The sequence below is a fragment of the Comamonas sp. MYb69 genome, from assembly GCF_037479315.1.
Taxonomy (GTDB): domain Bacteria; phylum Pseudomonadota; class Gammaproteobacteria; order Burkholderiales; family Burkholderiaceae_C; genus Comamonas.
The window spans coordinates 467,615-481,420 of record NZ_JBBGZG010000001.1; the positions used below are offsets into that span (position 1 = coordinate 467,615).

General features: G+C 65.0%; 10 protein-coding genes. 5 read left to right on the plus strand and 5 right to left on the minus strand.

Annotation, left to right across the window (positions count from 1 at the left end; all coding sequences use genetic code 11):
• Positions 1 to 7 precede the first annotated feature (7 nt).
• Entirely contained in the window at positions 8 to 1,852 is a 1,845-nt protein-coding gene (locus WH303_RS02050; RefSeq protein ID WP_021027112.1) for an ABC transporter ATP-binding protein, read from the minus strand.
• Positions 1,853 to 2,270: 418 nt separating this feature from the next.
• Here WH303_RS02050 and WH303_RS02055 point away from each other — a divergent pair, with 418 nt between their 5' ends.
• From WH303_RS02055 to WH303_RS02065, 3 genes are all read left to right on the plus strand, one after another.
• Positions 2,271 to 3,371, plus strand: a complete 1,101-nt coding sequence (locus tag WH303_RS02055) for a type II asparaginase (RefSeq protein ID WP_052329993.1) — start codon at positions 2,271 to 2,273, stop codon at positions 3,369 to 3,371.
• Between the two features lie 156 nt (positions 3,372 to 3,527).
• Positions 3,528 to 4,397: a D-hexose-6-phosphate mutarotase gene (locus WH303_RS02060; RefSeq protein WP_339516579.1), complete on the plus strand. Its 870-nt coding sequence runs from the start codon at positions 3,528 to 3,530 to the stop codon at positions 4,395 to 4,397.
• Positions 4,398 to 4,531: 134 nt separating this feature from the next.
• Positions 4,532 to 6,028: an amino acid permease gene (locus WH303_RS02065; protein WP_339516580.1), complete on the plus strand. Its 1,497-nt coding sequence runs from the start codon at positions 4,532 to 4,534 to the stop codon at positions 6,026 to 6,028.
• Positions 6,029 to 6,115: 87 nt separating this feature from the next.
• Here WH303_RS02065 and WH303_RS02070 read toward each other — a convergent pair whose 3' ends face one another.
• The 3 genes from WH303_RS02070 to WH303_RS02080 are packed head-to-tail and all read right to left on the minus strand — an operon-like array spanning position 6,116 to position 10,007.
• Positions 6,116 to 7,456: a UDP-glucose dehydrogenase family protein gene (locus WH303_RS02070; protein ID WP_339516582.1), complete on the minus strand. Its 1,341-nt coding sequence runs from the start codon at positions 7,454 to 7,456 to the stop codon at positions 6,116 to 6,118.
• Complete coding sequence (locus WH303_RS02075; protein ID WP_339516584.1) at positions 7,453 to 8,463, minus strand: NAD-dependent epimerase; 1,011 nt, start codon at positions 8,461 to 8,463, stop codon at positions 7,453 to 7,455. Before WH303_RS02075 ends, WH303_RS02070 begins: the two co-directional genes overlap by 4 nt.
• A complete protein-coding gene (locus WH303_RS02080) occupies positions 8,460 to 10,007 on the minus strand; it encodes an ArnT family glycosyltransferase (protein WP_239644969.1) in 1,548 nt (515 codons plus the stop codon). Before WH303_RS02080 ends, WH303_RS02075 begins: the two co-directional genes overlap by 4 nt.
• Before the next feature lie 220 nt (positions 10,008 to 10,227).
• On the opposite strand from WH303_RS02080, the gene WH303_RS02085 reads away from it, so the two are divergent.
• The gene (locus WH303_RS02085; protein WP_339516589.1) at positions 10,228 to 11,265 is read left to right on the plus strand and encodes a glycosyltransferase family 2 protein; all 1,038 of its coding nucleotides are present in this window, start codon (positions 10,228 to 10,230) and stop codon (positions 11,263 to 11,265) included.
• 12 nt (positions 11,266 to 11,277) lie between these two features.
• Positions 11,278 to 12,231 carry a lysylphosphatidylglycerol synthase transmembrane domain-containing protein gene (locus WH303_RS02090; protein WP_339516591.1) on the plus strand — a complete coding sequence of 318 codons (954 nt, stop codon included), beginning with the start codon at positions 11,278 to 11,280 and terminating at the stop codon, positions 12,229 to 12,231.
• 99 nt (positions 12,232 to 12,330) lie between these two features.
• On the opposite strand, the gene WH303_RS02095 is transcribed toward WH303_RS02090, so the two are convergent.
• Positions 12,331 to 13,773, minus strand: a complete 1,443-nt coding sequence (locus WH303_RS02095) for an NAD-dependent succinate-semialdehyde dehydrogenase (RefSeq protein WP_445228246.1) — start codon at positions 13,771 to 13,773, stop codon at positions 12,331 to 12,333.
• Positions 13,774 to 13,806 lie beyond the last annotated feature (33 nt).

The following is a 13,806-nucleotide window of genomic DNA, read 5'->3' on the forward strand; positions in this document are numbered from 1 at the left end:
TGCAGATTTACAGAGGTCCATCGACCGGCTCGGCCAGGAAGCCGCCGCTCTGGTGGGCCCAGAGCTTGGCATAGATGCCGCCTTGGGCGAGCAGCTGCTGGTGGCTGCCTTGCTCGATGATCTGGCCCTTGTCCATGACGATCAGGCGGTCCATCGCGGCGATGGTGGACAGGCGGTGCGCAATGGCGATGACGGTCTTGCCATGCATGAGGCTGTCCAGGCTCTCCTGGATGGCGGCTTCGACCTCGCTGTCGAGCGCGCTGGTGGCTTCGTCCAGCAGCAGGATGGGCGCGTCTTTGAGCATCACGCGGGCAATGGCCACGCGCTGGCGCTGACCGCCCGAGAGCTTGACGCCGCGCTCGCCCACCTGGGCGTCGTAGCCGGTGCGGCCAAAGCGGTCACTCAGCGTGGCGATAAAGTCGGATGCCTCGGCACGCTCGGTGGCGCGGCGCATGTCTTCTTCGCTGGCGTCGGGGCGGCCATACAGAATGTTGTCGCGCATCGAGCGGTGCAGCAGCGAGGTGTCTTGCGTCACCATACCGATATTGCTGCGCAGGCTGTCTTGCGTGACCTTGGCAATGTCCTGGCCATCGATGCGGATCTGGCCACCGGCCAGGTCGTGGAAGCGCAGCAGCAGGTTGACCAGGGTCGACTTGCCGGCGCCCGAGCGGCCAATGAGGCCAATGCGCTCGCCGGGGTGGATGGTCAGGTTGAGCTGGTCGATGACCGGGCGGCCGGCATCCTTGTAGGCAAAGCTGACGTTGTCGAACTCGATGCGGCCTTGCTGCACCACCAGCGGCTTGGCACCGCTGGCATCGACGATGCTGCGCGGCTTGGTCAAGGTGTTGATGCCGTCCTGGATGGTGCCCACGTTCTCAAACAGGCCCGTCATCTGCCACATCACCCAGTGCGAATAGCCCATCAGGCGCAGCGCCATCGCGATCACGGCGGCCACCACACCGGCGCTGGCCTGGCCGTTCAACCACAGGTAGAGCGCCGTGCCCGAGGCGCCCAGCAGCAGCAGCGTGATCATCAGGTGGTTGGTGATCTCGAACAGGCTCACCAGGCGCATCTGGGCATGGCCGGTCTGCTTGAAGGCTTCCATCGCGCTGCGGGCGTAGTCGGCCTCGCGCTTGGTGTGGGCGAACAGCTTGACGGTGGCGATATTGGTATAGGCGTCGGTCACGCGGCCGGTCATCATCGAGCGCGCATCGGCCTGGGCCTTGCCGATCTTGCCCAGGCGCGGCACAAAGTAGAAGCAGGCGCCGATATAGGCGAGAAGCCACAGCAGGAAGGGCAGCATCAGCCGCCACTCAAAGCTGGCCGCCAGGATCAGGATGCCGATCATGTAGACGCTCACGCCCACCAGCACATCGACGATCATGAACACCACTTCGCGCACGGACAGCGCCGTCTGCATGATCTTGGTCGTAATGCGGCCGGCAAACTCGTCGGCGTAGAAGGACATGCTCTGGCCCAGCATCAGGCGGTGGAACACCCAGCGCAGCCGCATCGGAAAATTGATGGCCAGCACCTGGTGCATCACCTGGGTGTGCAGTGCCAGCAGCAGCACGCTGCCCAGCAAGATGCCGGCAATGCCCAGTGCCGTGCGGCCTTGCTCGGCCCAGAAGTTGTTGGGCGACATGGTCGCCAGCCAATCGACCACATGGCCCATCACTGCAAACAGCATGGCCTCGTACATGGCCAGCAGCGCCGAGGTGGCCGTGAGCAGGCCGATCCAGCCCCGCATGCCCTGCGTACAGGCCCACATGAAAGCAAAAAACCCCTTGGGCGGAACCTGGGGCTCGGCGCTGGGATAGGGCGGCACCCGCCGCTCGAAAAACGAAAACATGCACTGATCTCCTGCAATGGGGCTGGGCCTTGGGTCTTGGAAAAGTTGCTTGGCCTGCCCCGGTGCTGCATGGTAAGCAGCTTAGAAACTGTTGATATTGACAGTGGTAACAACCCCGATCCGGCAAGTCTAGCGGCGGCTGCGACCCCCTTGGCGGGTGGCCAACATAGCCCTAGAGGGGCGGGTGTCTTTGTGTCGGCGAATCGTCACCTGGGCGTCAATCTTGCAGCCTATGGGCTTGCAAAAAACCATAGGTGTGTTCACCAATGCGCAGCCCGCACACAGTTTCTAAGATAGCGGCTTTTGACACGAGGTGCTACTGATGCCACACAAATCGACAACAATGCTGCAGGTGTCCCAAGCGTCCCGCTGGCGGCTTCCCGCACTGAGTGCTGTGACCCTGGCGGTCACGCTGAGCCTGGGCGCTTGCGCCAGCGGCCCCCAAAACACCCAAGCCGCAGCAGCGGCCCCTGCCGTTGCCGCCGCACCTGCTGCAGCGCCAGCGGCTGCGCCTCAGGTGGCACAACAAGGCCAGCGCAATGTGGTCGTGCTGGCCACCGGCGGCACGATTGCCGGCGCCGGTGCATCGGCAATGAACAGCGCCACCTACAGCGCCGCCAAGGTGCCGGTGGACAAGCTGCTCGCCGGCCTGCCTGAGCTGTCCAAGGTGGCCCAGGTGCGCGGTGAGCAGGTCTTCCAGATTGCCTCCGAGAGCTTTACCAACGACAACCTGCTGGTGCTGGCCAAGCGCGTCTCCGCGCTGGTCAAGCAGCCCGATGTGGATGGCGTGGTCATCACCCACGGCACCGACACGCTGGCCGAGACGGCCTATTTCCTGAGCCTGACGGTGCACACCAACAAGCCCATCGTGGTCGTGGGCTCGATGCGCCCCGGCACCGCGCTGTCGGCCGATGGCGCGCTGAACCTGGTCAACGCCGTGAGCGTGGCAGCGTCCAAGGATGCCGAGGGCAAGGGCGTGGTCGTGACGATGAACGACGAGATCCAGACCGCGCGTGATGTGAACAAGGATGTGAACATCAAGACCAGCGCGTTCCAAAGCCAGTGGGGCCCGCTGGGCATGGTGGTGGAAGGCAAGAATTACTGGTTCCGTGCGCCGATCAAGCGCCACACGATGCAGTCCGAGTTCAACATCGACACCATCTCCAGCCTGCCTGCTGTCGAAGTGGTCTACAGCTACGGCAATGTGCCGCGCACCGCGATTGATGCCTTCGTCGGCACCGGCGCCAAGGCGATCGTGCATGCCGGTACCGGCAATGGCTCGGTGGCCGACCGCATCGTCCCCGCACTGCAGGAAGCGCGCAGCAAGGGCGTGCAGGTGATCCGCTCGGCGCGCGTGCCTTATGGCTTTGTGCTGCGCAATGCAGAGCAGCCCGATGACAAGTACGACTGGGTGGTTGCGCATGACCTGCGCCCTGAGAAAGCCCGCTTGCTGGCAGCGCTGGCGCTGACCAAGACCAACGACCCCAAGGAAATCCAGCGCATTTTCTGGGAATATTGATCGCCAGCATGCCCGGCTGAGGCGGGGCACTGGCTTCAATAGGTATCTACCAAGGACAGCTGCGGCTGTCCTTTTTGCTGTCCGCTGTATGGCTCGCCAGCGGCAGTGGGGCCCGCTGCCAGTGTCACAATCGCTGCATTTAGAGGAGCAAAAAAGATGGCGCATACGTGGACCCGAATCAGCTACGAAGGCTTTGCCGCCTGGTGTGCCCAGTGGCCCGATGGTTCGTCGGCCGTGGTGGCCGAGCAGGGCGCGCAGCTGCTGTCCTGGAAGACGGCCGGTGGCCGCGAGCACCTCTACCTGAGCCCCGCCAGCCAGCGCGATGGCCAGGCTGCCATTCGCGGCGGCGTGCCGGTCTGCTTTCCGCAGTTCAACACGCGCGGGCCGCTGCCCAAGCATGGCTTTGCACGCAACCTGCCCTGGCAGATGCGGGAGGCCGATGAAGCCGGCATCGTCATGCAGCTGACGGACAGCGAGGCCACGCGGGCCTTTTGGCCCCATGCCTTTGATGCGCGCTTGCGCATTGGCGTGCAGGCGGGCAGCCTGTCGATTCGCCTCGATGTGCAGAACACCGGCGATGTAGCTTGGTCCATGACCTGCGCGCTGCACAGCTACCTGCAGGTGGACGATGTGGCGCAAACGCGGTTGTCCGGCCTGCAGGGCCTGGCCTGCTGGGATGCGCTGGCGGACACCCGCTTTGTGCAGCCGCAGGGCGATGTGGGCTTTGCCGCGACCACCGAGCAGGGCTTTGACCGGGTGTTCTCCACGCCGGGCGCAGCGGGCACGGTGCTGCAGTTGCAGCAGCCCGATGTGCCCGCCGGCCGCCGGCTGGAAATTCGCCACAGCAGCACGGCCAGCGAAATCGTCGTCTGGAACCCGGGCGTGTTGCTGAGCCACAGCCTGGCCGATATGCCCGATGACGGCTGGCGCCAGATGCTGTGTGTGGAGGCGGCCAGCATCGACACGCCGGTGCTGCTGGCGCCGGGCCAGCCATGGTCGATCAGCCAGACCCTGACCCTGGCCTGAGACTGGGCCAGCTAGCTGGAAACACAAGCGCTGTGGCGGAATTGGGGGCGGCCACTACCGCAGACCAGGGGAAAACCCGATAATGGCGGCCTTGTCATTGTCGGCATGGCGCTTGTGGCCATGCTTTTTTGTTTATGCCGGGTTCTGGGTCTTCCTCTTCTTCCGCGCCAGTCAATGAACTGCGCCGTGATCTCAAGGCGCGCCATCTGTCGATGATCGCCATCGGTGGCTCCATCGGCACGGGGCTGTTTGTGGCCTCGGGCGCCACCATTGCGCAGGCGGGGCCCGGTGGTGCGCTGCTGGCCTATGGCGTCATCGGCCTGATGGTCTACTTTTTGATGACCAGCCTGGGCGAGCTGGCGGCCTTCATGCCGGTGTCGGGCTCGTTCGCCACCTATGGCGCGCGCTATGTGGACGAGGGCTTTGGCTTCGCGCTGGGCTGGAACTACTGGTACAACTGGGCGATCACGATTGCGGTCGATCTGGTGGCCTCGCAGCTGGTGATGGCCTACTGGTTCCCCGATGTGCCGGGCTACTGGTGGAGCGCACTGTTCCTGCTGCTGATGGTGGCCCTCAATGCCATCTCGGTGCGCGGTTTTGGCGAGGCCGAGTACTGGTTTGCGGCGATCAAGGTGACGACGGTGCTGGTCTTCATCGCGCTGGGCGTGGCGATGATTTTTGGCATTCTGCGCGGCGGCCCGACGGATGGCGTCTGGGGCGCGATCGCCAACTGGCAGGTGGCCGATGCGCCGTTTGCCGGTGGCTTTGCGGCCTTGATCGGTGTGGCGATGATCGTGGGCTTCTCCTTTCAGGGCACCGAGCTCATCGGCATTGCGGCGGCCGAGTCCGAGAACCCCGCCAAGAACATTCCGCGCGCGGTGCGCCAGGTGTTCTGGCGCATCCTGCTGTTCTATGTGCTGGCGATTGCGGTGATCGGCTCGCTGGTGAGCTACACCGACCCGCATCTGCTGCGCAATGACATCGGCGATATCAGCGTCAGCCCCTTCACCCTGGTGTTCCAGAAGGCGGGCCTGCTGTCGGCCGCCGTCATCATGAATGCCGTGGTGCTGACTTCCGTGCTGTCGGCCGGCAACTCGGGTATGTATGCCTCCACCCGCATGCTCTACACGCTGGCCTGCCAGGGCATGGCGCCGCGCATTTTTGGCCGCCTCTCGCGCCATGGCGTGCCGGTGATGGCCTTGCTGGCGACCACGGTGATGGCCGGGCTGTGCTTTTTCAGCTTTTTGTTCAGCCCGCAGACCGTCTACCTGTGGCTGCTCAACCTCTCGGGCATGACCGGCTTTATCGCCTGGCTGGGCATCGCCATCAGCCACTACCGCTTCCGCAAGGGCTTTCTGGCGCAGGGCCATGATGTGTCGCAGCTGCCCTATGTCTCGCCCTGGTTCCCGTTCGGTCCCATCTTTGCGTTTGTGCTCTGCCTGGTCATCACCCTGGGCCAGAACTACGAGGCCTTCCTGAAGGACCATATCGACTGGGGCGGCGTGGTCGCCACCTATATCGGCCTGCCGGTGTTCCTGCTGATCTGGTGGGGCTACCGCTGGGCCAAAGGCAGCCGCACCGTGGCCTATGCCGATATGCGTTTTGATGGCCAGGTGGCGGGCGACCAATAAGCGGGGCGCGGGCTGCAGTAGCGGCCCCCAATGCAGCAAAAAGCGAGTCGGAGGACTCGCTTTTTTTGTGGTTGATCGCCAGCGGCCTTATTCGTTGCGTGGCACCGGTTGGCGGCCAATCGACACATAGCCCAGGCCATAACCGGCTACCAGGGCCGGGTCATAGAGATTGCGGCCGTCAAAAACCATGCGGTCGCGCAAGCGCTGGGCCAGCTGGCCAAAATCGGGCGCGCGGAAGATCTGCCACTCGGTGACGATGGCCAGGCAGTCGGCGCCTTGCAGGGTGGCCTCGGGGTCGGCAGCCAGCACCAGGTCGCTGCGCTCGCCATAAATGCGCTGGGCTTCCTGCATCGCGACGGGGTCATAGGCCTGTACGCGGGCGCCTGCGGCCCACAGCGATTCCAGCAAGTTGCGGCTGGGCGCCTCGCGCATGTCATCGGTATTGGGCTTGAAGGCCAGGCCCCACAGCGCAATCGTCTTGCCCTGCAACTGGCCGCCGTAGAAGGCGCTGATGCGCTCGAACAGCACGTTGCGCTGGGCTTCGTTGCGGGCTTCGACGGCGTTGAGCAGCAGGGGATCAAAGCCGATCTCCTCGGCGGTGCGCACCAGGGCCTTCACATCCTTGGGGAAGCAGCTGCCGCCGTAGCCCACCCCCGGGTAGATAAAGTGGTAGCCAATGCGCGGATCGCTGCCAATGCCGCGGCGCACCGCTTCCACATTGGCGCCCAGGCGCTCGGCCAGGTTGGCGATCTCGTTCATGAAGCTGATCTTGGTGGCCAGCATCGCATTGGCGGCGTACTTGGTCAGCTCGGCACTCCGCACATCCATCACCACGATCTTGTCGTGGTTGCGGTTGAAGGGCGCATACAGCTCGCGCAGCCGCGCCTCGGACGCGGGGTTGCTGGTGCCGATGATGATGCGGTCGGGCCGCTGGCAGTCGGCCACGGCCGCGCCTTCCTTGAGGAATTCCGGGTTGGAGACCACGTCGAAGCCGTGGCTGGCGCCGCGAGCTGCCAGGCCCTCGGCAATGACCGCGCGAACCTTGTCGGCCGTGCCCACCGGCACGGTGGATTTGTTGATGACGATGCGCGGGCCATCCATGTGCTGGGCAATGGTGCGGGCCACGGCCAGCACATACTGCAGGTCGGCGCTGCCGTCTTCGTCAGGGGGCGTGCCCACTGCTAAAAAGATGACCTCGCTGTGCGCCACGCCTTGGGCTGCATCGGTGGTAAAGCGCAAGCGGCCGTTGGCATGGTTGCTGGTGACCAGCTTGTCCAGGCCCGGCTCATGGATGGGGATCTGGCCGGCCTGCAGCGCGGCGACCTTGGCGGCATCGACATCGACACAGAGCACCTGGTGGCCGACATCGGCCAGCACGGCACCTTGAACAAGACCGACATAGCCGGTTCCAAAAACAGTGACTTTCATACGCGGTAGAACGAGCGGTACCAGTCGACAAAGCGCTGGATTCCGTCTGTGACAGTGAAAGAAGGGGCGAACTGCACCCAGGCCTGCAAGGCCCGGGTGTCGGCCGAGGTGCTGTGCATGTCGCCCGGCTGGATAGGCAGCATGCGCTTGTTCGCCTGCATGCCCAGGGCAGACTCCAGTGCGGCGATGTAGTCCATCAGCACGGTGGGCTGGCTGTTGCCGATATTGAAGATGCGGTAGGGCGCGGTGCTGGTGCCCGGGTTGGGCTGCAGCGCGTCATAGTGGCTGTCTGGCGTGGCCGGTTTGTCCAGCACACGCAGAATGCCTTCGACGATGTCGTCGATAAAGGTGAAATCGCGCACCAGCTGGCCATTGCCGTAAACATCGATGGTCTCGCCCGCCAGGATGGCCTTGGTGAACTTGAACAAGGCCATGTCCGGCCGGCCCCAGGGCCCGTAGACCGTGAAAAAGCGCAGTCCGGTGGTGGGCATCTGGTAGAGGTGCGAGTAGGTGTGGGCCATCAGCTCATTGGCCTTCTTGGTGGCCGCGTAGTAGCTGATCGGGTGGTCCACCGCATCGCTCTCGGCGTAGGGCATCTTGGCATTGCCGCCATAGACGCTGGAACTGCTGGCATAGACCAGGTGCGCCACCTGGTGCTTGCGGCAGCCCTGCAGCACGTGGCCAAAGCCCAGCAGGTTCGAATCCGTGTAGTCGTCGGGCTGGTCGATGGAGTAGCGCACCCCTGCCTGGGCGGCCAGGTGCAGCACGCGCTGGGGCTTAACCCCATCAAACAGCGCAGCCATGCCAGCGCGGTCGGCCAGATCGAGCTGGATAAAGCGGAAATTGGGATGGCTTTGCAGCTGCGCGAGCCGGGCCTCTTTGAGCGCAACATCGTAGTAGCTGTTGAGGTTGTCGATGCCGACAACGGGCAGGCCGCGCTCCAGCAGGCGCAAGGCGCAATGCATGCCGATAAAACCGGCAGCGCCGGTGACGAGAACAGGTTTCATGGTGTGATGGGTGCGGGCAGCCACACAAATTGGTAGTGCATGGGTGGCGTGCTGGCACGCATATGGGAAAACGGAAGGGTCAGATCTTGCACGGACACGCCGGGCGCCGCAGCCAGCACCGGCTCCCACCAGGCGGGTGTGGCCTTGTCCATGCGGGCAATGTACAGCAGGCCGCGGCCGGTGTGCGCGGCCTTGGCGCGGGCTTGAGCCAGGCAGTCGGCCATGCGGCCAAACTCGGCCGTGCAGGCAGTGGCATAGGCCCCGGGGTTGCGCGAGCGCAGCATGGCAGCGACCATATTGTCCGAGCCGACGATGACGCCTTGGCCGTCATAGCCCGCAGCCGCCAGCGCGGCGCTCAGCTGCGCGACGGGGTGGTTGAGCTCGTCGGGGTCCTTGCGCAGGTTGGACTGCCAGGGGCGCACCGTTGCCAAGGTCAGAAAGACCAGCGCAAACACCAGCACCGTGGTGGTGTAGCCCCGGCCCACGCCATCGGCCAGCAGGCGCGGACGCCAAACATACAGGGCCAGAGGTGCCACGGCCGTCAGCGGCAGCACCCAGCGCTGCTTGAAGCTGCTGACATCGCCCACCAGCACCATGCCCACCAGGATCGCAAACACCAGCGCCAGGTAGCGCCACAGCAGTGGCCAGGCCCAGATGCGCCATTCAGGTGTAGCGAGATCTGCGGCAGGCAATGGGGTGGGGTCAGCCTTCCACAAACGGCTGCGGTAGCTGGCCAGGCTGACCAGCAGCCACAGCCCCAGGGTCGAGAACACGGCCGTCGCCAGCGCGCCCAGGCCCTTGAGGTGGGAGACCTGGGTGGAGATGTCCATCTTGTGGATGGTCTCGGTGGTGGCCTCACGCCAGTGCTGCAGCAGCCAAAAGCCGTGCGGCGCAAAGATCAGCAGGCCAATCAGCGGCGCGAGCCACCAGCCCCGGCCCAGCAGCGCGCGGCGCACCTGGGGCACGCTGAAGGCGGCCACGGCAAACACGCCGATCAGCATCGCAAAACTGTATTTGGCCAGCATGCCCACGCCGCAGAAGATGCCCAGGCCGACAAAATTGACCAAAGCTGGCGCGCGCACCTGGCGCAGGGCCATCCACCAGGCGCCAAAGGCCATTGCGGTGACCAGGATGGTGTGGGTCTGGTCGCGCACGCTGTCCCAGCCAAAGGGCAGCATCAGCAGCAGGCCACCGGCCACCCAGAAGGCGCCCTTGGCCGGCAGCAGCGCGCGGCCGGTTTGCCAGGCCAGCACATAGGTCAGCACGATCAGGCTGTGCTTGACCAGCGACAGCGACAGCACCGTGGGCCCCAGCAACTGGCCCACCAGCCATTGCAGCCAGCTGTAGGCGGGCGGCTGGGCGCCGTAGCCCAGCAGGAACTGCTGGGACCAGAGGATTTGTTCGGATTCGTCCCATTTCATGCCGTCCGAGATGGCCACGCGCGAGATGACATGTGCACAGGCCAGCACCAGCACCCAGGCCAAGGGGTGGCGGTAGAGCTGGGACTGCCAATCTTTGGCGGGGGAGGGGGACGCAGACGTCATGGCAGAAACACGAAATGCAGGTGCATACAGGGCCCGCAGCCCCAAGGCGCGGCACCAGCCTGTCGCATCAGCAGCAGAGGAAAGAGCGGATCAGGTAGTATAGGCGACCACTGTTTTACCAATGCCACAAGAGTCGCCAACCCCGGTTGGGCTGCGCCGCATGCCGGTTCCGGTCTCGGTCCAGCCGCCTGTTTGAGCGGCTTTTTGCAATGTGCCCTCTATGTCTCCTGCTGTTTCCATCGTCGTCCCCATCTACAACGAGTTCGACAATCTGATCGCCCTGGTCGACCGGATTGACGCGGCCATGCGCTCGCAGCCGCTGAGCTATGAGCTGATTGCCGTCGACGATGGCTCCAAGGACGACAGCGCCAAGCGCCTGCTGGAGCTGGCTGCCACGCGCCCCTGGCTGCGCCCGGTGATCCTGGCGCGCAACTACGGCCAATCGAGCGCGCTGCAGGCCGGTTTTGACCGCGTGCAAGGCCGCTATGTGGTGACCCTGGACGCCGACCTGCAAAACGAGCCCGACGACATCCCCCTGCTGCTCAACCGCCTGGAGACCGACCCGAGCGTGGACATGGTCTCGGGCTGGCGCAAGGACCGCCAGGATGCGGCCATCTCGCGCAAGCTGCCGTCCAAGATTGCCAACCGTTTGATCTCCAATGCCACCGGCGTGCAGCTGCACGACTATGGCTGCGCGCTCAAGGCCTACCGCCGCCACATCATCGACCGCGTGCACCTCTACGGCGAGCTGCACCGCTTCATCCCCTCGCTGGCACGCGATGCCGGTGCCCGCATCACCGAAGTGCCGGTGCGCCACCACGCCCGCACGGCCGGGGTCTCCAAGTACGGCATTGACCGCACCTTCCGCGTGATTCTGGATTTGATCCTGATGGTCTTCCTGATGCGCTACCGCCAGCGCCCGCTGCACGCCTTTGGCGGCCTGGGCCTGTGGCTGGCCACCCCCGGCTTTCTGATCCTGGCCTATCTGTTCATCGTCAAGCTGATGGGTGAGAGCATTGGCGGGCGCCCCTTGCTGATCATCGGCGTGATGCTGGTGCTGATGGGCATGACCTTTGTCGCCGCGGGCCTCATTGGCGAGCTGCTGACCCGCATCTACTACGAGTCGGGCGGTGGCCGCCAGTACTATGCGGACGACTATGTGATCGACGAGACGGGCGAGACCCCCCGCATGGTGCGCCTGGATGCCCATGCCGCACGCGCGCAAGCTGTGCAGCCCGCTGCCGCCTCCCACATTTAAGCGCCCCTTGGTGTGAACCGTACACAAAAAGCCTGCATCAAGGCCTTGTGTGGCGCCGCTTTGCTGGGCGCCGTGGCCTACTTTGCCGATCCTGCGGCCCTCTGGGCCCGGCTGCGCGCGGCCGATGGGCGCTGGCTGCTGGCGGGGCTGGCGGCCGCCATCGCGTCGAACGTGGTGTCTGCCTGGCGCTGGCGTGCGCTCGCCCAGTGGCTGGGCGCGCCGATGCGCTGGCCCGATGCGCTGCGCTGGTATTTCCAGGCCATTGGCCTCAATGCCTTGCTGCCCGGCGCTGTGGTGGGCGGCGATGTCTACCGCGCAGTGGTGCTGCAGCGCAGTGGCCAGGGCAAGGCCGCTGCTTCGCTGTCGGTGCTGCTGGACCGCTTCAGCGGCCTGTGGATGCTCTGCGCCATTGGCGCCATCGGCGCGGCGCTGTCCGCCAACGCCTTGGCGCCCGTGCTGCGTATTTCTCCAGCGGCGCTGCAGGTTTTGATGCTGCTGGGCACCGCCCTCTGGATTGCTTTGCCTTGGCTGCTGCTGTGGTGGCTGGGCCGGCGCCAGGCGGTCAGCCTGCCGGGCTGGTTGCAGCCCTTGCTGCAGGCTGCTGCACGGCCGGACTTCAACCGCCAGATGCTCGTGCAGGCGGGTTCATCGGCGCTGGTGCAGCTGTTGTCCGCCGCGGCCCTGGCGCTGGGTGGGCTGGCGCTGGGCATTCATCTGGGCCTGGCCGCCTGGGCCTTTGCGATGGCGCCCATTTTCTTGATGGCGGCCTTGCCGGTCAGCGTGGGCGGCTGGGGCACGCGTGAGGCGGCCAGTGCGGCGGCGCTGGCGCCCTTTGGTGTGCCAGCGGCCTTGGCCGTCGGCGTGGGGCTGATCTATGGCGTGTATGCGCTGGTCCAGGGCGCGCTGGGTGCCATTGCCTTTGGCCTGCCCAGCCGGCGCGAGCGCGAGGCGGATGCAGCATCCTGAATCGGCTGCGCGGCCTGGTGGTTGCACCCAAGAAAAAAGCAAGTCCGCAGACTTGCTTTTTTTGTGCCCAAGGCCTGCGCACAGGCCCTTGGGCAGTTTTTACACGGCGGTGATCGACACGGCCTTGGAGTTCAGGTAAGCCTCCATGGCTTCGGGGCCGCCTTCGCTGCCGTAGCCCGAATCCTTCACGCCGCCGAAGGGGAACTCGGCTGTTGGCGTCGCGGCTTGGTTGATCCAGACCATGCCCGCTTCGATCTGGTTCGACAGCAGCTGCACGTTCTTGTACGAACGGGTGTAGGCGTAAGCAGCCAGGCCAAATGGCAGGCGGTTGGCTTCGGTGATCGCGTCTTCGAGCTTTTCAAAGGTGCGGATCGCGGCGATCGGGCCAAAGGGCTCGTCATTGAACACCGAGGCGTTCATCGGCACATCGGCCAGGATGGTGGGCGCGAAGAAGTTGCCTTCGCTGCCCACGCGGGCGCCACCAGTGGCGACCTTGGCGCCCTTGGCAGCGGCGTCTTCGACGACCTGGGCCATGGCGGTCAGGCGGCGGGCATTGGCCAGCGGGCCCAGGGTGGTGCCATCGGTCAGGCCATCACCCAGCTTCAGGCTTTCTGCGTGCTTGACGAAGGCGCTGACAAAGGCGTCCTTCACATCGCGGTGCACCAGGAAGCGGGTGGGCGAGATGCAGACCTGGCCGGCATTGCGGAACTTGGCAGCTGCCGTGGCCTTGACGGCCAGCTCCACATCGGCGTCTTCCGCGACGATCACCGGGGCGTGGCCGCCCAGCTCCATGGTCACGCGCTTCATGTGGGCGCCAGCCAGCGCGGCCAGCTGCTTGCCCACCACGGTCGAGCCGGTGAAGGTCACCTTGCGGATGATCGGGTGGGGGATCAGGTACTCGGAGATCTCGGAAGGCGAGCCAAACAGCAGACCCAGCACGCCCTTGGGTAGGCCGGCGTCCACAAAGCACTGCAGCAGCGCGGCAGGCGAGGCGGGGGTTTCTTCCGGCGCCTTCACCAGGAAGGAGCAACCGGTGCCCAGTGCAGCGCCCAACTTGCGCACCACCTGGTTGACCGGGAAGTTCCAGGGCGTGAATGCGGCGATGGGGCCGACCGGCTCCTTGATCACCAGCTGCTGCACATTGGGCACGCGGGCGGGCACGATGCGGCCGTAGACGCGCAGGCCTTCATCGGCAAACCATTCGATGATGCCGGCACCGGCCAGCACTTCGCCCTTGGCTTCGGCAAAAGGCTTGCCTTGTTCCTGGGTCAGCAGGCGGCCGATCTGCTCGGCACGCTCACGCAGCAGGCCAGCGGCACGGCGCATGATGTTGGCGCGCTCGATCGCGGGGGTGGCACGCCAGACCAGGAAACCCGCCTGCGCGGCTTCCAATGCACGGTCCATGTCTTTCTTGGTAGCGTGGGCCACCTTGCCAATGGGCTTGCCCGTGGCAGGGTTCACCACGTCGATGGTCTTGCCGTCGGAGGCATCGCACCATTCGTTGTTGATCAGCAGTCGGGTATCCGGATATGCAGCGGTCATTGCCATTTTTCCTTGCGTGTCTTGGAGGTATCC